This is a genomic window from Paenibacillus sp. S-38 (assembly GCF_049942825.1).
GTDB lineage: Bacteria > Bacillota > Bacilli > Paenibacillales > NBRC-103111 > Paenibacillus_G.
The window spans coordinates 1,819,625-1,838,104 of the sequence record NZ_CP187970.1 but is presented as its reverse complement, the minus strand read 5'-3'; the positions used below and the strand labels follow the sequence as shown (position 1 = coordinate 1,838,104).

Genomic DNA, 18,480 nt, shown 5'->3' with positions numbered 1-18,480 from the left:
CATCCCGCTATGACCCGACATCCTATCATACACCTGCGCGATTAACCTATTTCGATCTTGTCCAGGACATCCCTGCACGGTATCGGGTGAAAATCATCGCCTTCTGCTCTATGGACAAAAAGCCTGCCCGTGGGGGCAAGCAGTCCTCTAAGCCTATTCCTTGACGGATCCCACCATCACCCCTTTGGAAAAATGCATCTGCAGGAGCGGATAGACCAAGACAATGGGGGTTGTTGCAATGACGACGGCCGCCATCTTCAACGTTTCCGGCGGAATCTTCTGCTCCGACATCATCTCTTGAGCGGCGGAGCCTCCAGCAGCAGTAGAGGCATCGATCAGCATATTTTGCAGCAGCACTTGAAGGGGCTGCTTCTCGAACTCGTTGATATACAGCAGTGCCGAGAAAAACGTATTCCAGTACGCTACCGCATAAAATAAGCCGAAAGCAGCTAAAGATGGAAGCGATAAAGGCAGGATAATGCGTACCCATACCGATAGATCATTGCAGCCGTCTATTCGTGCCGACTCCTCCAGGCTGGGAGGAATACTATCGAAGAACCCTTTCATGAGCAGCACATACCAGCCGCTCGTCAATACGGGAAGGATTAATGACCAGATGTTGTTGATCAGATGTAAATCCCGCACCAGCAAATACGGCGGAATTAAACCGGGGTTGAACAGCATGGTAAGCAGGATCCCCAGCATCATGATCCTTCGGCCCTGCAGTCTTCTTCGCGACAGCGCATAGGCCAGGCCGGACGTTACGAGCAAGCTCAGAGCAGTGTCTGCGATGGCCAGGAAAGCGCTGTTGCCGGTTGCCCGAATGAAGGAATCCGTGGACAGCAAATATTGATAGGATACGAGAGACCATTTTTCCGGGAAAAGGACCAATCCCTTGGTCGTATATTCTAACGGATCCGTAAAGGAGACGACAAATACATAGTATAACGGGAATAAGGTGACCAGTCCTGCGATCCCGAGCAGTACCGCATTCACACTGTCAAACATTCTGTCCTTCCATGATAACCGCATGTCGAACCCCCTTAATAAACTCCGTCTTCTCCGAATTTCTTCGCCAACCGGTTAGCGCCGATCACAAGCAGCAGTCCAACGACAGACTTGAACAAACCGACCGCCGTACTGAAGCTGAATTGCCCCTGCTTGACACCGAGGCGATAGACGTAGGTATCGAACACGTCCGCCACTTCGGATACGGCGCCGTTCATCATTAAGAATACCTGCTCAAATCCGACATCCATGATGTGACCGATCCGCAGGATCAGCAGGACGATAATGACGGACCGGATGCCCGGGAGCGTAATATGCCACATTTGGCGCATTCTTCCGGCACCGTCTATGGTGGCCGCTTCATACTGCTGCGGGTCGATTCCAGCCATGGCCGCCAGGAAAATAACCGTCCCCCAGCCCGCTTCCTTCCAGATGGATTGCACCGTTAAAATGCCCCAAAAATAGTTCTTGTCCGTTAAAAAATCAATTTTTGGAAAGCCCATTTGGATCAAAATCTTATTAATGACCCCATCTCCTTGGGAGAGCAGCAGGAAGGAAATCCCGACAATAATGACCCACGAAAGAAAATGGGGCAGATAGACGACCGATTGGAGCAGCTTTTTGTAGGCAGCCGAACGAACCTCATTGAGCATTAAAGAAAGCAGAATCGGCAGCGGGAAGAAAAACACCAGACTGAGCAAATTAATCGCCATGGTGTTGCGGAACAACTGAAGAAATTCCGGATTCGAAAAGAAACGCAGAAAATGATCCAGCCCCACCCACTTGCTCTCCCAAAATCCCAAATAGGGCGAGTAGTCCTGGAACGCGATCAGCACTCCCCACATGGGAACATATTTGAAGATCAGGAAGTACAGGATACCAGGCAGCGCAATCAAGTATAAAAATTTATCCCTTTTGATACCGGCCCATATCCTGCTTCTCTTTGTTGATGTTGAGACGGATAATGGTGAAGACATAACCGACATGGCATGATCCCTCCGTTCGCTTCGTTGTATCTACAATGTAGGAGAGAGGCCGATTTCCGGCAATAAGAAGTTCTTGCAGAACGAGGAAACCCGCGCCGCACAAGGATTTACAGCTTCTCATCTATAGGAAAAGAACCATTGGATTAAGCCATTCTTCTGGGTATTCCGTTGAACGGGATCGCGGAATACGGTCTCGTACCGGCCTCCGGCTGGAGCATCGAAATGAAAAGAAAAACCGTCCTCTGCAGGACGGCCGACGGCACGGTTGCACTATAATGGAATGATCCAGATTCAGGAAGACGTTCTCCTAGATCAACCTGACCCTGCTGTATGTCGGGCACGAAACCACCTGGTTCGGCCTCAGCCTGGACCATGCCCATACGGTTTCTCACGTACTGGCCGTGCTGGCGCTGCTCTGTCTGGCCGGCCATCTCAAAAGCAGATCTTGAAGGGAATGCCTATGCTAGTTCGCATGGGGGAGGCTCACCAGGGAGCCAAGCGTCGAGAGAGGCCGCTTCCGGGCATTGTCCCGACTTAACAGCCTGTTTCACCACCGCCCGCCTTCAGTGCCCTTCCATATGCTCCCCCTGGATTCCAATCATCACGGCAAAGCCGATGAACAGCAGCGTCATGAGCAGAAGGGCGATCCCTACCCAGCGCAGTCCTTTTCCGTGATGCGGCCTCCGGAGGAACAGCCCTCCGGCACCGGCCAATAACGCCAATACCATTCCGACCCCCATCTTATGACCCCCTTCCTCTACTGCGGGATTCATGATGCAGCGTTTCTTTGGGGACCACACGGATGCGTATCTCTTCCCACAACCAACACCCGGTCTCTCCCCCGACCTTCCACGATCGTATCCTGTCTCATCTCGCCAAACTTCCATCATTACTGGAACCCTCTTCTTCCATTAGAACACAAACCATCTTGCTCTCTCCAAACAATTACCATCATTACTCGACCCCCTCTTACGCGCCCCACACTTCCATCCTTACTCGACCCCTCTTGCTCCCTCAACACTTCAATTAGTACACAAACCCTCTTATGCTCGCAAAACTATCTATCCTTACTCGTACCCTCTTGCACTTGCCAAAGTTCCACTATTACACCAATCGCAGCTTCTCCATATTTTACCACGCGGGTTAGGAAAACTCATCTGCAGCAACCTACCGTGTGAATGGCGCTGGACACTTAAGCTGTTCTCCAACTCGCACCGGCTGACCCGCTAAGGCGAACTCCCCGCGTTGACGTGGTCAGCACCCAAGACAAAATAAAAAAACGCCAGGATAGAACCTCCTGACGGCTGCCTTGCCTAACAAACTCCCGGGACGGGCGATGATACACTGAATATAGCTCCCAGCCCCGCCTGCTGACAGCTGGCCCCAGCGCTGCAAATGAAATTGCCCGGCTCCGGATGCCGATCATACGCCGCTCGGAGCGACGCTGCACAAATAGTTATAATGAACGAAACCGACTACCTCTTTGCATCACGTAGGTTGAAGTTGGAAATGACTTGGAATGAATAAACCAATCAAATCCAAAACAGAGCTACAAACAAAAAGGAGTCGGTTAGTAATGAGTATGTCCACAAAGTATGTAGGGTTAGACGTATCCAAGGAAAAAATTGCTGTTGCTATCGCCACGGAAAATCGAGATGAGCCTGTACGGTTCTGGGGGACGATTCCACATACCAAAGAGGCCGTGCGAAAATTAGTCAAGCAGCTTGCAAAGGACGATGAGATCAAACTCGACGTTTGCTATGAGGCCGGGCCTACAGGGTTTCAACTGTATCGTTGGTTCCTTGAACTCTTTGTCAATTGCAGCGTCGTTGCGCCCAAAGCATTGGATGGCAACAAGCGCATTAAAACCGACAAAAGGGATGCCATACGTTTAGCGCAGCTCTACAGGGCCAGAGAGTTAACCGAAATCTACGTACCTACACCCGAGGACGAAGCGCTGCGGGATTTGGTTCGGGCCCGGGAGGATGCGGTTCAGGATATGAATCGGCACAAGCAGCGGCTAACGAAGTTCCTGCTTCGGCACCAGCTTCATCCACCGGGCGGCACGAAGGTATGGACATCGGCCTACGAGAACTGGCTGGATACCTTGCGCTTTACGGATGCGTGCGAGGATATCGTCTTTCAAGAATACCGCAACACCATCAGGGAGGCCGCAAACCGGATTGGGCGATACGAAAAGGAAATGGAACGGCAGGCTTCGGCAGGGTGCCAGGCTACCATGATTCAGGCGCTGCAAGGACTTCATGGTATTGCTTTAGTTACGGCCACTACTCTTGCGGCCGAACTCGGAGATCTCGCAGGAAGATTTGCTTTTGCGCCGCAGCTTATGAGTTATTCCGGATTGGTACCTTCGGAAAGTTCAAGCGGAGGCAGCCGCCGGCAAGGGCGAATCACGAAAGTCGGAAATGCGCATATCCGACGGGTACTGGTCGAAGCCGCCTGGACCTATCGGAGCAAACCCGCTGTAAGAAGAGCCCTGCGAGAGAGGCAAAAGGAGCTAAGCTCGGAGATTATTGAGATCTCTTGGAAGGCGCATAAAAGACTGCATCATAAATTTAATAGGTTAAGCTTCAGGGGAAAGAACAAAGGAACCATCGTTACCGCCGTGGCCAGGGAGCTCTTGGGATTTATCTGGGCTATAGCCAAGGAAGTCCAGAAGCAAAGGGCGGCAGCATAATCGCTTGTGCTTGTAATAGAAGTTTGAAAATACGAAGAAGGAGGTGGTAAGAGAACGGATTTGAGGAAGATGCGTTACATTCTTTGGCTCGGGGGCAAAGTACAAAGCTAGGCAGAGAGAAATCCGCGTAGTTCCGCTGCACAAAGCAAGGGAACAGGAGCTTTATGTGCGTTGATAGTTAGCAGGAAACTCTCTGGTCGTATGTAATCACATGTGAGAACCCACGAATATCAGGTTGCCAGCCGGCGCAAAGAACCATTTTGCCCTCGTGCCAAGGAATGTAGACATGTCCCGCTGTTCTCAGGAAAAAGACTATGCAGGGAGCACGCCCCCTGCACCCCGTTACTCGCCGTAAGGCAGGGTCTGACTTGATAGTCAGACCCGTAAACAAGTATGGGAGGAAAGAAGCCGCCTGTCAAAAAGAACACCTTGACAGGCTTAGTTTGGAGTACAAAAAAACAGGGATACGTGCTGGGAGTTGCTCGGTTACGTTCATATCAGCGGAACTTCAGTGCTTTATTGGGCCTGCCGAGCCACCCATTTTCAAAATAGCGGAACCCATGTTCTCTATTGCCCCGAAACGCGGACCACGGCAGGGCATTCCGGGGGAATAAGGCATTATAGTTCCGCTATTATTCGGGAAATGACGGGAAATAATCGAATAAGATACTATAGTTCAAATCTCCGACTCCGCAGCCGTGCTTTTCTTTAAATCCCACTCTTGCGGCATCCATAGCTCTACTCTCCTGTCGTCTCTAGTTGTGGTTGAGTTCCTTCAGCAAATCCTCGAGCATCTGTTCCGTCAAGGCCCCCTGGCTGAAGCCGACGAGCGCCCTCAGCGGCATATATTTCATCATCGCCGCCATCATGTCCGCATGGTCATCTTCCGGTCCGGCCGTGAAGCCGCTCGCTGCCTGGAACGCCTGCAGCAGCCCCTGCGCCTTGTCCCAGGCGGCCGCATCCTGAAGCAGATCGCCGAGCGTCGTATTGCGGGTGTAGGTTTTTCTCAAAGGAATCGTCGACTCCACAACCACCGAATCCTGCAGCGCGATGTGCTGCGAGGAGGATCCGGCCAGCACCAGGAACTCACCGGTCTCTACGTGCCAATCCTGCAGCTCCACATTGTAGTAGGCAAAAGAGCGCTTGTCGAGCTCGAACGTGACGGTCTGCTCTTCTCCCGGCTGCAGGGACACCTTGGCGTAGCCCTTCAGCTCCTTGGCCGGCCGGATCACCGTGCTCTGCGCATCCTTCACATAGAGCTGCACGATCTCCTTGCCTGCCGCCGCGCCGGTGTTCTTCACCTTCACCCGGACGGTGACCTGCTCCGTATCCTTGATCCGCTTCTTGTCGAGCGCCAGCCCGGTGTACTCGAACTTCGTATAGCTGAGCCCGTAACCGAACGGGAACAAGGGCTTCACATTCTTCGTGTCATAGTAGCGGTAACCGACGAAGATGCCTTCGCGGTACTCCACCCGGTCGCCTTCACCGGGGAAAAAGAGATAGGACGGGTTGTCGCTCAGCTGCTGCGGGAACGTCTCGGCGAGCTTGCCGCACGGGTTCGCTTCGCCGTAGAGCAGATCCGCCACCGCGCCGCCTACCGCCTGGCCGCCGAGGTAGCCTTCCAGCACGGCCTGGGCGCTGCCGATCCAGGGCATCTCCACCGGCGAGCCGTTCAGCAGGACAACCACGACCTTCGGCTGCACGGCTGCCACCTCTTCGATGAGCCGGATCTGGTTGGCCGGCAGGCTCAGGTGCGTCCGGTCGTAGCCTTCCGACTCATAGCGGTCGGGAAGTCCCGCGAAGATCACAGCCGTGTCGGCCTCAGCCGCAGCGCGCTTCGCCTCCTCCATCAGCGCCTCATCGTCCGTATCGCTCTCGAGCCGGTAGCCCTGCGCATATGTCACCACGGCTGAAGCGTCCGCCAGCTTGCGGATCTCTTCCACGGGCTGGTCAAGCTGCGTCGGGACGATGTGCGAGCTGCCCCCGCCCTGGTACCGCGGTTTCTCCGCGAACGCCCCGATTACGGCGAGATGGCTCCCCCGGCTGAGCGGCAGAATGCCGTTGTCGTTCTTGAGCAGCACCATGCTCTCCCGTGCCACTTCTCTGGCGAGACGGTGATGCTCCGCCGGGTCGTAGGCCGCATCCGGCCTGCGGTGATCCACCGCCCGGAAGATGATCGTCAGCAGCCGTTCCACCGCCCGGTCCAGCGCCGCTTCGGTCAGCCTGCCGCTCTTCACCGCCTCGATCACCTTGCGCTCCCCGGCTCCGCCCGAGGCCGGCATCTCCAGCTCGAGACCCGCTGCCAGCGCATCCGCCCGCTCATCGACAGCGCCCCAGTCGGACACGACGAAGCCCTCATGGCCCCACTCGTTCTTGAGGATGTCCGTCAGCAGGAATTCGTTCTCCGAAGCATACGTGCCATTTACCCGGTTGTACGAGCTCATCACCGTCCAGGGCTGGGACTGCTTCACCGCCCCCTCGAAGGAAGCGAGGTAGATCTCGCGCAGCGTCCGCTCGTCAACTACGGCATCGACCGACATCCGGCGGTGCTCCTGGTTGTTGACCGCGAAATGCTTCAGCGACGTCCCGACGCCCTGGCTCTGCACGCCCGCAATGTGGCTCGCCGCCATCTCGGAGGAGAGGTACGGATCCTCCGAGAAATATTCGAAATTGCGTCCGCACAGCGGCGAGCGCTTGATATTCGCCCCCGGCCCCAGCAGGACGGCCACGTTCTCCGCCTGGCATTCTTCACCAAGGGCGACGCCCACCCGGCGGATCAACTCCCGGTCCCAAGAGCAGGCTAGTCCGGCCGCCGACGGGAAGCAGGTGGCCGGCACGCTGTCTAACAGGCCGAGGTGATCGGCGGAAGCCTTCTGCTTCCGGAGCCCGTGCGGTCCGTCGGTCACCATCACGGACGGAATACCGAGGCGCTCCACGCCCTTCAGGTGCCAGAAGTCGAGGCCCGAGCACAGCCCGGCCTTCTCTTCGAGTGTCATCTGCGAAATCAGTTCCTGTATATTCCGCTGCATGAGAATCCCTCCGTGGTCTTGTCTTCTTTCCCTTCGGCCCTTTTGCCGATAAGGAAGATAGCGCTTTCTGTAGTTCACATTATAGCCCTCGCACCGCTCCCCTTTCTTTCCGTTGTTTATTGAAAACGATTCCGTTTATTATGCTTTCTTCACCCGCCGTCCCCCCTGCCCCTTTCCCCGAACGCAAAAAAAGGATCAGGAAAGGTCTCCCTTCCCTGATCCGTTATCACTTTCACCCATAACTTCGCCATGCCCCGCACCTGCCCATCGCCTGCCCATCGCCTGCACCGTCTTGAGCCAGGGCTTTGTCCCCCATCCGCCTATACTCCTATGCGGACCGGACGGATGCACAGCAGCTGCACTTCGTGTGGACTTAAGCTGCACTTGAGTGTCAGCACATCCGACACTTCCACCTCCTTGACCTCCTGCCGAGGCAGGCTCCCCGCATTGAGATAGCGGATATCCCCAGGGGTCAGCTCCTCAGGCGCCCCCATGTCCAGCCACAGGTCGTACGCGCTTCCGTGCTCTCGGCTGACGCTCCGGCTGCGGATCTCCACCCTTCCCGCCGGCAGCCCCTCCAGCTTCACCGTAAGCTCGATCCGTCCCGTATCGGCAAAAACCCCGTACCGGTTATGGCTGTCGATCGCCGAGGTGTCGTTGCGCATATACAGCCGGTCAAAGTGGCAGTAGTTATACACGAGAAGCTGGTAGGTCCCGTCCGCCGACGCCGTCAGACAGAAGCCATCGCCCCGCTCCACCAGGCGTTCTCCCAGCCCGGCCAGCAGCTCGTAGGCGTGGAAGCCCGGCTTGCGGATTCCGTTGTTGGTTATGAGTCCGAGACCGCCGTGAAAGGTGGAGACGGGCAGCGGCAGTTCCTCCAGCAGGTCGGTCGCCGCCCAGTAGCCGAGGCTGTGCACTTCGTCGAGGTTCTCAGCGATATTCTTCGCAAGATACGCCGCCTTGAAGCTCGTATCATTCGTCAGCTCCCGGTGATGCGACGTGGAGTTCCACTCGGTTACATGGAGCTCAAGGTCCCCTGCCCCCATCTCGGCCAGCGCCTTTTTGGTGCTCCGCAGGGTATCCGCAAGATAGCTCTCGCCGGCATAGTGGATGCCGTCCGGCGGCTCCTCCCCTCCCCATGTCCCTTCCCCCGGCAATACGGGATACACATGGAAGGTAAGGAAGTCTGGCCGGCAGTCCCGCTCCACGCAGTACGTCCAGTAGCTCCGCAGCCATTCGGCCTTCCCCTCGAGATCCGAGATCACCCCCGGTCCGCCGATCCGCAGCTCCGGACTTACTCCCTTGAATGCCCGGAAGCTCAACTCGTAGAAAGCCAAATACCGCTCCCTTGATTCCTGCCAGAAGACATTCATGTCAGGCTCGTTCCAGAATTCGAAGTACCAGGTGCGTACCTCATGGGTTCCGTAGCGCCGCAGCAGATGCCGGGCGAACGCCTCCAGCATCGCGGTCCAATGCGCCGGGTTCTGCGGGAGGCTGATATAGCTCGGCTTGTGGAACACCGTCTGGGAACGGTCCGCCAGTAGGCCCGGCATGAACCCAAGCTCGAAGAAGGGCCGCAGGCCGATGCTCCGCAGGAAATCGATCAGCTGGTCCACATACGTGAAGCTGAACAAAGGCTGACCTGCATCATCCAGCCGGTACACCATCATCTCGTCATCGAAGATCCCGTGAAACCGGATATAGCGGAACCCCACGGCTTCCTGCAGCAGCTTCAGGTGCTCCTGCACTCCCGCATACAGAATCTCCTTCGCCTTGCCGGCGGTACACAGGTTCCGCCAAGTATGCTTCAGCGGCTGCCCCTTTCCGGCGGGCGGGAGCCGGATGCCGGCTTCCTTGTGGACGATGTTTCGCTCGGCTGCAAGGCCTCCCGCCTGCGGAGCCTCCACAGGCAGGTACTTGAACAGGCTGACGAACGCGTTGTCCCGGTCGTAGGCGAGATAGCCCGTCCCGTTCCTCGCCGGGTCCTTCCCCGGAGCGCCAGTCGGCCTCTGGCTCCTCCGGTACTCAGCCGGGGTCGTATCGTAGGCGTCCTTGAACGCTTTGTGGAACGACTTCAGGCTCGGAAACCCGTGCCGGAGGGCAAGATCGATGATCGGCTCCTCCGTAGACAGCAGCTCCGTGACCGCATGCTCCAGGCGGATCTGCGTGATATAGGCGCGGAACGACACCCCCATGCTTTTCTGAAAAAAGTGGGACAGGTACGTCACCGCAAAGCCCTCCCGCTCCGCGAGCCCGTTCAAGGTTAAGGATTCGTGGTAGTGGCTCTGAATGTATTCGTTGAGCTTGAGCAGCCGCTCCATCATCCGCTTGTTGATCCGATTCTCCCTTGTCCTCTCGGCCCCCCGGAACCTGCGGAGCAGCAGATAGATGAGCTCGAGGAGCAGCGAGCGGATCTTCACTTCGTAGCCGTAGCCTTCCTTCGTATGCACCCACATGATGGAGGAGAGCAGCCGGTGGATTTCATCGAAGGCCTCCTGCTCCCCGGGGCCATAGCCGAAGGAATGGCAGCTGAAGACCGTATGCTCCGTATCCACGCCCTGCTCCTTCAGGAACGTATCGGGAATTTGCAGCGCAAGCAGCAGGTTGTCCTGGTCCGCCTGAATGCTGTGAATGTCGTTGCTGTTGATAAGAATCAGATCTTCTTCCGTCAGGCTGTACGGCTTGTTCTGCACGGTAATCATCGCGCTGCCCTTCAGCACGAAGAGCAGCTCCAGGCTGTCATGCCAATGATTCGGAACATATCGGACATTGTGAAAAAAGATATGGAGCGGCAGCCTGCCGCTGGTCGGAATGATTTCGTAAGTATAATCCATGATGTCACCTGGCCTCTTCGGAGGGGATCGCCAATCGTCTTTCTTAGTATGATAGGCGAGCCGGAGCTCTCATGCAATGTCTTCTCTTCCGGGATTGCATTCGAGTACATCCAGCGAGATTCCGGCCCCTTTCGTGTATACGCTGAGTGGGGTCGGGGAGCCTCCTGATAGGCTTGCCGGTTCCTACGGATATTGAACCTCCAATTCCATCATGTAGTCGTCTTCCAGGTAGCCTCGTTTTTGGCTGAAATCAAACTCCACCGACTCGGCATATTCCCCTTCCCCCTCAATCCGGATCAGCAGAGGCATCGGCTCAAGTCCTTTAGGCATCCACCGGACGGTCGCTTTATAGCGGCCCAGCGGAATTTTATCGATCCCGAGACCTTCGTACTCCATCGGCCCGATGCGTTTGACGATCGTCTTGCCGGCACTGCCATCCAGTGTAGGCCCTACAGGCGTCAAGGTCATCTCCAGGTCCTTCATTTCGACCATAGGCAGGCCGTCGTCATCGAAGGACATAAAATCGGCATACACGAACAGGTAGCCCACATCGTTCTTCCAGGTGAAATTCCGGACCGCGCCCGTATTGCCGGCGAATGGTTGATCGACTTCAGGGACGAGGTCGAACTTATAGGTTCTGCCGTCACCCTTGCTCGCAAAGCTGCCGCCCATGTTCCAGGTCGTTGCAAGGCTCGGCAGCTCCAGACGGTAGTAGCCGTTCTCATCCGTCACGCCCAGAAGATTGCTGTCGTACAGCAGGGTGTTATCCGCCCAGACCGACGCACCGGCTATCGGTTTGCCTGCCGCATCACGCGCATAGCCCTGGACGACATAGGGCTCCACGGACAGCTGGGCCGGCGGCTGCGATGACGGCTGCGGCGCAGGTGCGGGCGCGCTGCCTGTCCCCTCGCCGATTTGAATCGTCGCGAGGTTGTTCTCCTTGGCATACGTTACCTGGTAGCCGCTGTTCTCCGCCACAAACCGCAGCGGCACCATCGTATTGCCTTCAACGATCTGAGCCGGCACTTCCAGGGCCACGTTCTGATCGTTGACCGACGCCGCGGTACTGTTGATGGTGAGTTTGATCGTCAGGCCATCCTTGGTTCCGACCGCCTGCTGAGACGTTCCCGTATCCACCCAGCTGACCTCGAACCCGAGCGTCTCGAAGAGCTTGCGGAACGGGACCAGCGTAGAACCGTCTTTGATCACCGGCTGCGTCTCGGCGAATTGCAGCTCCTGCCCGCCAAACAAGACGCGGATCGCCGTCCCGGACGCCGTATTCGCCGCCGAGGCTGCCGCTCCAAAGCCCAGGGTCCCGTACAAGGCGAAGCTTCCTGCCAGCACCAGGCTTAACACTGCCGATTTGGTTTTCGATTGAAAGGGTAACACGTTGTATCCTCCTCTGATTCCTGATTCCTGATTCCCGATTCCTAATTCCTGATTCCTGATTCCTAAGCCGTATCTTACTTGAAGTCCGTACTTCCTCAGACCTCTACATGATTACAGATCCGGCCTTAAAAAGGAATTATCCTATCGTATAGTTTGCAGGCCCATTTCCCCTGCGCAGGCAGGGCAGGCTGCACAAGACAGGAGGTCACACGAGGTTGCAGACCTGAGAAAACAAAAAGAGCCGGGAACCAAACTATCGGTTCCCGGCCCGCCGGCCAAACTCAATCTCTCACCGCCGCCGCCAGGAAGAACATCGGACGACGGACTTCATCCGCCCACGCCGGATGTTCCCTCAGCATATCCTGCGTCGGCTGCAGCTCGGACAGCTTCCTGAGGCGGAAGCCGGATTCCATGAGGGTATTCAAGAGAGTGGCGACGGTGCGATGGTACTTGACGACATCATGACCCAGGAATCTGGCCTGCCGCGGACCTTCCTCATGGTAGCGGTCCACCGGCCAGTGCAGCTTCTCCCCCTGCGGGCCGTAGTGCCAGTCCTGCGCGGGAAGCGCGGTGAAGATCGGATGCTCCACGGAGAGCACGAACGCGCCTCCGGGAGCGAGACCGTGATACACCTCGCGGCAGAGAGCGTCGAACCGCTCCACATAGTGAAGGGCAAGGGAACTGATCACCACATCGAATTCCCCTTCGTTGAGCCTGATATCTTCAACTGCGAGCTGCCGGTACTCGATCTGCGGATCGTTAGTCATGGCTCTGGCGCGTTCCAGCATATTCTCCGACAGATCGATTCCCACCACGAACCTTGCCCCCTGCTCCCGGGCATAGCGGCAGTGCCAGCCAAAGCCGCAGCCCAGATCAAGCACTCTTTTATCGTACAGATCCGGGAGCAGCGAACGAAAATCAGACCACTCTCCCGCAGCTTCCAAGCCGCCGAGCGACCGGGGCATCTGGCTGTACTTATGGAAGAAGCGAGGATCATCATATTTATTCTCTTTCATCTTCGAACAAGACCTCCTGGTTCATTCTTGGTCAAGCTGGGAGCCGCCCACAGAGAAAGCAGCCGTGGGCTTGAGACCCCCTGCCTCTATTCATTGCCCTGGGAAACCTATCTATCTCAACGCCGGTTCGTTCAATCCTGAAGCAGTAAACTTTTGTTCATCTTCACCTGCTCGATCATATGGCCGATATTTCCCTCGCCGGCGAACAGGGTCATGTCAAAAAAATTCTGATTCAAGTCGCTCCAGTAGAGCTCATTCTCCTCTCCGAAGACCATGACCTCACGCTTCAGCCTGCCGGCATACACTTCAACATAGCAGTCCTGCAAATAGTACGTAAAGTCCATGATATGATGCAGCTTGATATCCTCTTCTACTATTCCCGTCTCTTCCATCAGTTCTCTGTAGGCAGCTTCCCTCCCCGTCTCTCCACTCTCCACTTTACCTCCAACGAAATTGCTTAGGCCCAGATAGGGATTCTTTAACCGTCTGCACATCAGCAGCCGGTCCATCGCTTTGCTGTAGATCATAAGAACGTTATATCCCTGCACGGGGTCTGTCTCCTTTTTGCTTTGAATACGTCATGAATGAACTTATTTCCTTATTTCCGCCTTGTACTTCCACTTCTCTCCATATATGATACTACCATACCACCATACCAGGGATGAGCGTGATCTCGTTGAATACGGAATTTTTAAAAGGATTTATGGAAACGGCCCGGACGAAAAGTATCTCTAAAGCAAGCGAGGCTCTGCATATCTCGCATACCGCACTCAGCAAGCAGCTCAGGAGCCTGGAGCAGCAGTTTGATGTCCAGCTGTTTGCCCGCTCCTCCCAGGGCGTTGAATTAACCGATGCAGGAAAAGTACTGTATGAATCCTCCAAGATAGTGCTCGATCAGCTGACTGTAATCACAAGGGCTCTTGAGCCTTATAAGGTATGGCGGCGCATCCGGATCGGCACGATTCCGGATATAGCCTCCCAGTATCTATTGGCCTCCCTGCACAAGCTGGAAGATCAGGGCCACGAAGTCGAGCTCGTATACCGGCAGTCCACACCCGAGGTCTACAAAATGCTGTTGGACGGAGAAGTCGACCTGCTGGTTGCCGAACGAATCTCCATGCATCCTTCCATATGGATGGGGGATCTGCATCAGGAGCCTTTATTCGTGGTGATGCCGAAGGGACATCCGTTCGCCTCCAAACCGGCGGTCACCCTGCCCGAACTGAGCAGTCAGCCCCTCGTTCTTTATGCGGAGGGATGTACCATCCGCGCCAAACTGACCCATTTGTTCGCAGCCATGAATCATCCCATGAATATAAAAACCGAGGTTAACTTCAAAGAAGTTATCCTCGGTTATGTAGGCAATGGCGGGGGACTCACCGTGCTGCCTGAGCCCTACATCACACAGCTGCCAACCGACCGGTTGGTCAGCGTGCCGTTAAGTCACCCGGATGCCCAGCGGACCATTGCCGTCTTCAGCACCAACCGGGCCAAAGGCCAGAGCGTATTCCGGTTACTTCGTTAATGGGGCAAGCACGGCTTCCTTGATCCCGAATACTTGAAGCGAGATATAAGGATAGGTCCCATACCGGACAGCCAGTTCCAGCTCCAGCAGCGTGAACCGTTCGATCGTCCGGTTATTGGCGAGTTTGCCTGCATGAATGAAACGGAAGGGGAGCGGGCTGAAACGCTCAATGAATTGGTGCACCGCCTCTTCATCATCCCCCGTAACAAGCACGTCGCTTTGCTGATCTTGAAATACCGGATTCTCAAACACGCTGAAGAACGTATTTTTAAAGGCCCCTACCACTTTGGAATCCGGCAGCAGGGCCTGAAGCCCTTCGGCGGAAGATTCCCCCCAGGCTGTAGTGAATCCGCTGAAGTCGCTCGTAAAAGGATTGGAAATATCTACGACGATTTTATGCTCCAGCCGCTCTTTATTGGCTGCCGCCCACTCCATGAGTGCCGCCGCGGGGAATGCGGGAATGATGATATCTGCCTGCAGCGCTTCCTCATAAGAGCCTGTCACGACTTGATTCAGCTGGAAGCTCTTGGCGAGCTCTGCCGCTTCTTCGGGATTGCGCGAACCCCAGAATACTTGGCCCTCTACATGTGCCGCCGCTTGTTTTACCAAAGCTTTCCCCATATTGCCTGTTCCCAGTACGCTGATTTTCATGATCATCACTCCTTCTTTGAATTGACTTTAGCTTATCAAAGAAGGGGAGTCTCCAGAAGTTCCGTAATCTCGTACCCATCCCACTTTTGGTTTCGGCAATGGTGCGCGGGATGAGCCCGCTGCTGCTTTGCCCGCCATCCCATGTGGTCTTACCGAACAGCTCTAGGGCGCGGTGATCCATGCCCTGTCGTTATGCCACTGCAGCTCTACCGGCGTCTCGAAAAAGGCGGACAACGTATCGCCCCGCAGCACTTCAGCACTTGCTCCCTGGTCGAAGATCTCCCCCCGGCGGATCAGTATCGTCCGGTTCAGGAACGGCACAATCTCCTCGATATGATGGGTGACATACAGGATCGTCGGCGAGTCCGGCCGGGCCGCCAGCTGCTGAATGCTGGCAAGAAGCGCCTCACGGGAGATAAAGTCGAGCCCATTGGTCGCCTCATCCAGAATCAGCAGCTTAGGCGAGGCCATGAGCGCCCGGGCGATTAACAGCTTCTGCTTCTCCCCCTGGGAGCAGGTCTGGTAAGAACGGTCTACGAGGTGACCGCAGCCCAGCTGCCGCATCAGGGAGACGGCTTGGTCTGCGTCCTCTTCCGTTATTTTCTCATACAAGCCTATCGACGCGTGTTTGCCGCTGATCACGATATTCTGTGTCTTATCGTTGGTGTACAGCTTCTCCTGCAGGGAAGAGCTGACCCAGCCGATTTGTTTGCGCATTTCCCTCAAATCCACCGTACCGTAGAGCTCCCCAAGCACGGAAACCTGCCCCTGCGTCGGCCATATATAACCGGTGATCATGTTCAAAATGGTCGTTTTGCCGGACCCGTTCAATCCAAGCACCGCCCAATGCTCGCCTTTGTTAACCGTCCAATCGATATTCCTGAGGAGTTCATTGTCCCCTCTGCGGTAGGAAACTTGCTCAAGACGGATGACTTCTTCCATGGTTTGGTTACCCCCCTCGGTTCGACAACGGATAAACCGCTTCCCCCATCTATGGTATAGTAATTTACAGCGGATAGCTTATAAGAACGTCAAGTCCTGCCCCTGGTGCTCCAAACCAAGCTAGTCGGGATGCCGGAGTCAGCAGGACCCTCGTGGATTTCGAGCATCCACAACTGCCTCGACCGCTTCTGCTTGCCAAGGAAAGGGATGATTTCAATTGAATAGTTTTTTTCTAAGCGCCGCCGTCCTCATCCTCGCGGTTGGACTCATTCACAGCGTGCTCGGGGAGTTCCTGATCTTCCGCAGGATGAGGCGCAGCGGCTTGGTCCCGACGGATGGCGGAAACTTGCTGAAAGAGTCCAATGTACGCATTCTGTGGGCGAGCTGGCATGTGCTGACGGTTCTCGGGTGGGGTATGGCTTGGCTCCTGCTGTGGCTGGCGCGGCAGCCGCAGCGCCTAAGTACCTTCACCGTGCTTGAGAACACTGTAGCCGTCTTCATGCTCGCGGGGTCGGCCTTGATCTTGATCGGTACGAAGGCGAAGCATCCCGGCTGGGCCGGACTATTGGGCGCAGCCGTACTCGTATGGCTCGGCGGAAGCGCTTAGCCGCTTGTCCCTGCCCTGCCTGACGAGATGCGTCCGCTGCCTCATGGCACTAAGAGAGCAGCTGTCCGGCAGCTGCTCTAATCGTACCAAGACCGAACTCAAGTCTGCTCCCCCAACCGTTTGGCGTAACAATGCCTGGGCTTGCCGCTGTACATGAGCCGGGTAAATTGAAGCTCAAAGCCCTTCGCCTCCAAATTCCGGATACTTGTCCGATTCTCCGGATGCACGGTCGAATAAAGATAACGGCAGCCCGCAGCCCTTGCGCGCTCTTCACGCAGCTCGTGAAAATATCGCTGCAGCCCTCTGCCGCGGGCGGATTCATGAACCACAGTCGCATCCAGCACCGCGACATAGGCCAGCTCCCCCTCCGGCACGCCGAACTCCCTGCCGAGATTGCCTTCGCGAAGTCCGGGGAACGCCAGCACCGAATAGGCCGCAAGCTCCCCATCTATGTACGCCCCGTAGATTTCCCCCTGCTCCTCCACGTGCGCATACAGGTAGTCCACATCATCCGTGGCAAAGAGCTCCTGCGCCGGGATGCGGGAAATCACGTCCTCCATCAGCGCCGCAACCGCCGGAACTTCACCCCGCCCCAAACGGCGGATGTCCAGGTCCGGTCCCGTTCTCATCCTGCTGCTTCCCATGATGCCCGTACCTCCTATCCCCGGCGGTACCGGAGCCGGGTGGATAAATTGAACCCAGTATACGTTTTCCATTTCATCCCTGTCAACAGCAAAAAACCGCCAAATCCTGCTTGGCGGCCTTCCGTTAGGGGCTTATTTCGCTAGAAAACTTACCTACTTTCCGCAGGAACCCAGTTCCGCACCCCGTTATCTTCGAGAATACCCAGGGTGACGTCGGCGATATCCGGATCCTGCAGCAGCTTGTCCCTCACTTTGAACTTGATGTCATCCGCATCGGCCAGCGACAGGCCCGGCTTCAATTCGATCAGCCCCTCCACGTGGTAGTAGCGTCCTTCCTGCAGAATGCGCATCTGGAAAATATCCGTTACCGACCGTTCGGCGAGAATGATTGCGGCCACCTTCTCCTCCACTTCCTTCGGGGCGGCCACGCCGATGAGGCCGATCATATTATCGTATCCGACCCGGAACGCCACACCGACCATCAGCAGGCCGATCAGAATCGTGACGACCCCATCGATGGCGTGAAAGGCTGTCAGCGCCGTAACCACTACGGCAATCATCGCCAGAAGCGCACCCGAAACGGCAACCAAGTCTTCGTAGAATACCAGCCGGGTAGGCGGCGCGGCGCGGCCGACATTCTTGAAAGAGCTTGCGACAACACCCAAGCCTCGGGCTTCAACCCTGGCCTCCACCGTAATCTCCTTCATCGCCTTGATCAAGATGGCGCCGTCGACGACAAGATTAATGAATAACACCGTGATATTAAGCCAGATGCCGCCGCTGCTCGCAGCCGGATGCTGGATCAGGTGCCAACCTTCGCGAATCGTCTCGTAAGCCATGACCGTCACTACGATCACAGCGATCATGCAGAAGATATTAATCACCCGTCCGAAGCCCGTAGGGAATTGGCGCGTGGGCTTTTTCTCGGCCAGCACGCTGCCGACGAAGACGAAGCCTTGATTGATGGCATCCGCCAGGGAGTGCATCGCCGAAGCGAACATCGCCCCGCTTCCGCTCCATGCGGCCGCCACCGCTTTGATGCCCGCGATTACGGCATTCCCGGCCATGGCTACGGCCGAAGACTTGTTTCCTTTCTTGACGAGTTCCTTCCAGCTTTGATGTTCAGGTTCGGATTGCATGTTCTCCTCCAA

The 18,480-nt window shown here is 56.1% G+C and carries 15 protein-coding genes; 3 read left to right on the top strand and 12 right to left on the bottom strand.

The genetic code is table 11. The features are described 5' to 3' along the window. Positions 1-153: 153 nt before the first annotated feature. From ACP26L_RS08785 to ACP26L_RS08775, 3 genes are all read right to left on the bottom strand, one after another. Positions 154-1,032: a carbohydrate ABC transporter permease gene (locus tag ACP26L_RS08785; RefSeq protein ID WP_426452137.1), complete on the bottom strand. Its 879-nt coding sequence runs from the start codon at positions 1,030-1,032 to the stop codon at positions 154-156. An 11-nt stretch (positions 1,033-1,043) separates the two neighbouring features. After that, positions 1,044-1,985 (bottom strand): ABC transporter permease, encoded by a 942-nt coding sequence (locus ACP26L_RS08780; protein WP_426452136.1) that lies wholly within the window; start codon positions 1,983-1,985, stop codon positions 1,044-1,046. 572 nt (positions 1,986-2,557) lie between these two features. After that, positions 2,558-2,734: a hypothetical protein gene (locus ACP26L_RS08775; RefSeq protein WP_426452135.1), complete on the bottom strand. Its 177-nt coding sequence runs from the start codon at positions 2,732-2,734 to the stop codon at positions 2,558-2,560. A gap of 836 nt (positions 2,735-3,570) precedes the next feature. On the opposite strand from ACP26L_RS08775, the gene ACP26L_RS08770 reads away from it, so the two are divergent. Next, positions 3,571-4,692: an IS110 family transposase gene (locus ACP26L_RS08770; protein WP_426448395.1), complete on the top strand. Its 1,122-nt coding sequence runs from the start codon at positions 3,571-3,573 to the stop codon at positions 4,690-4,692. A gap of 755 nt (positions 4,693-5,447) precedes the next feature. Here the strand turns inward: ACP26L_RS08770 and ACP26L_RS08765 are convergent. The 5 genes from ACP26L_RS08765 to ACP26L_RS08745 all read right to left on the bottom strand — a co-directional run bounded on the left by ACP26L_RS08765 (position 5,448) and on the right by ACP26L_RS08745 (position 13,508). Beyond that, complete coding sequence (locus ACP26L_RS08765; RefSeq protein ID WP_426452134.1) at positions 5,448-7,721, bottom strand: beta-glucosidase; 2,274 nt, start codon at positions 7,719-7,721, stop codon at positions 5,448-5,450. A 320-nt stretch (positions 7,722-8,041) separates the two neighbouring features. Then, on the bottom strand, positions 8,042-10,555 hold the full coding sequence (locus tag ACP26L_RS08760; RefSeq protein ID WP_426452133.1) for a GH39 family glycosyl hydrolase: 2,514 nt from the start codon (positions 10,553-10,555) through the stop codon (positions 8,042-8,044). 183 nt (positions 10,556-10,738) lie between these two features. Beyond that, positions 10,739-11,944 (bottom strand): stalk domain-containing protein, encoded by a 1,206-nt coding sequence (locus tag ACP26L_RS08755; RefSeq protein WP_426452132.1) that lies wholly within the window; start codon positions 11,942-11,944, stop codon positions 10,739-10,741. A 281-nt stretch (positions 11,945-12,225) separates the two neighbouring features. Further along, complete coding sequence (locus ACP26L_RS08750; RefSeq protein ID WP_426452131.1) at positions 12,226-12,960, bottom strand: class I SAM-dependent methyltransferase; 735 nt, start codon at positions 12,958-12,960, stop codon at positions 12,226-12,228. A gap of 131 nt (positions 12,961-13,091) precedes the next feature. Then, entirely contained in the window at positions 13,092-13,508 is a 417-nt protein-coding gene (locus ACP26L_RS08745; protein ID WP_426452130.1) for an NUDIX hydrolase, read from the bottom strand. A gap of 155 nt (positions 13,509-13,663) precedes the next feature. Here ACP26L_RS08745 and ACP26L_RS08740 point away from each other — a divergent pair, with 155 nt between their 5' ends. Beyond that, complete coding sequence (locus ACP26L_RS08740; RefSeq protein WP_426452129.1) at positions 13,664-14,485, top strand: LysR family transcriptional regulator; 822 nt, start codon at positions 13,664-13,666, stop codon at positions 14,483-14,485. Here the strand turns inward: ACP26L_RS08740 and ACP26L_RS08735 are convergent. Next, positions 14,474-15,136 (bottom strand): NADPH-dependent F420 reductase, encoded by a 663-nt coding sequence (locus tag ACP26L_RS08735; RefSeq protein ID WP_426452128.1) that lies wholly within the window; start codon positions 15,134-15,136, stop codon positions 14,474-14,476. The two genes, ACP26L_RS08740 and ACP26L_RS08735, sit on opposite strands and share 12 nt — an antisense overlap. Positions 15,137-15,298: 162 nt before the next feature. Further along, positions 15,299-16,078: an ABC transporter ATP-binding protein gene (locus tag ACP26L_RS08730; protein ID WP_426452127.1), complete on the bottom strand. Its 780-nt coding sequence runs from the start codon at positions 16,076-16,078 to the stop codon at positions 15,299-15,301. 217 nt (positions 16,079-16,295) lie between these two features. On the opposite strand from ACP26L_RS08730, the gene ACP26L_RS08725 reads away from it, so the two are divergent. Further along, positions 16,296-16,685: a hypothetical protein gene (locus tag ACP26L_RS08725; RefSeq protein ID WP_426452126.1), complete on the top strand. Its 390-nt coding sequence runs from the start codon at positions 16,296-16,298 to the stop codon at positions 16,683-16,685. 98 nt (positions 16,686-16,783) lie between these two features. Here the strand turns inward: ACP26L_RS08725 and ACP26L_RS08720 are convergent, their stop codons facing one another. Together ACP26L_RS08720 and ACP26L_RS08715 are read right to left on the bottom strand one after the other, a co-directional pair. Next, positions 16,784-17,329: a GNAT family N-acetyltransferase gene (locus ACP26L_RS08720; RefSeq protein ID WP_426452125.1), complete on the bottom strand. Its 546-nt coding sequence runs from the start codon at positions 17,327-17,329 to the stop codon at positions 16,784-16,786. A 149-nt stretch (positions 17,330-17,478) separates the two neighbouring features. Next, entirely contained in the window at positions 17,479-18,468 is a 990-nt protein-coding gene (locus tag ACP26L_RS08715) for a cation diffusion facilitator family transporter (protein ID WP_426452124.1), read from the bottom strand. Positions 18,469-18,480: the final 12 nt, after the last annotated feature.

What these genes read in the sequence shown, in the direction of transcription:
- ACP26L_RS08740 (WP_426452129.1), top strand. Translation starts at nt 13,664, where the DNA reads ATGGAAACGGCCCGGACGAAAAGTATCTCTAAAGCAAGCGAGGCTCTG.
- ACP26L_RS08780 (WP_426452136.1), bottom strand. Translation starts at nt 1,985, where the DNA reads ATGTCTTCACCATTATCCGTCTCAACATCAACAAAGAGAAGCAGGATA.
- ACP26L_RS08730 (WP_426452127.1), bottom strand. Translation starts at nt 16,078, where the DNA reads ATGGAAGAAGTCATCCGTCTTGAGCAAGTTTCCTACCGCAGAGGGGAC.
- ACP26L_RS08715 (WP_426452124.1), bottom strand. Translation starts at nt 18,468, where the DNA reads ATGCAATCCGAACCTGAACATCAAAGCTGGAAGGAACTCGTCAAGAAA.
- ACP26L_RS08765 (WP_426452134.1), bottom strand. Translation starts at nt 7,721, where the DNA reads ATGCAGCGGAATATACAGGAACTGATTTCGCAGATGACACTCGAAGAG.
- ACP26L_RS08735 (WP_426452128.1), bottom strand. Translation starts at nt 15,136, where the DNA reads ATGAAAATCAGCGTACTGGGAACAGGCAATATGGGGAAAGCTTTGGTA.
- ACP26L_RS08775 (WP_426452135.1), bottom strand. Translation starts at nt 2,734, where the DNA reads ATGGGGGTCGGAATGGTATTGGCGTTATTGGCCGGTGCCGGAGGGCTG.
- ACP26L_RS08770 (WP_426448395.1), top strand. Translation starts at nt 3,571, where the DNA reads ATGAGTATGTCCACAAAGTATGTAGGGTTAGACGTATCCAAGGAAAAA.
- ACP26L_RS08750 (WP_426452131.1), bottom strand. Translation starts at nt 12,960, where the DNA reads ATGAAAGAGAATAAATATGATGATCCTCGCTTCTTCCATAAGTACAGC.
- ACP26L_RS08760 (WP_426452133.1), bottom strand. Translation starts at nt 10,555, where the DNA reads ATGGATTATACTTACGAAATCATTCCGACCAGCGGCAGGCTGCCGCTC.
- ACP26L_RS08785 (WP_426452137.1), bottom strand. Translation starts at nt 1,032, where the DNA reads ATGCGGTTATCATGGAAGGACAGAATGTTTGACAGTGTGAATGCGGTA.
- ACP26L_RS08720 (WP_426452125.1), bottom strand. Translation starts at nt 17,329, where the DNA reads ATGGGAAGCAGCAGGATGAGAACGGGACCGGACCTGGACATCCGCCGT.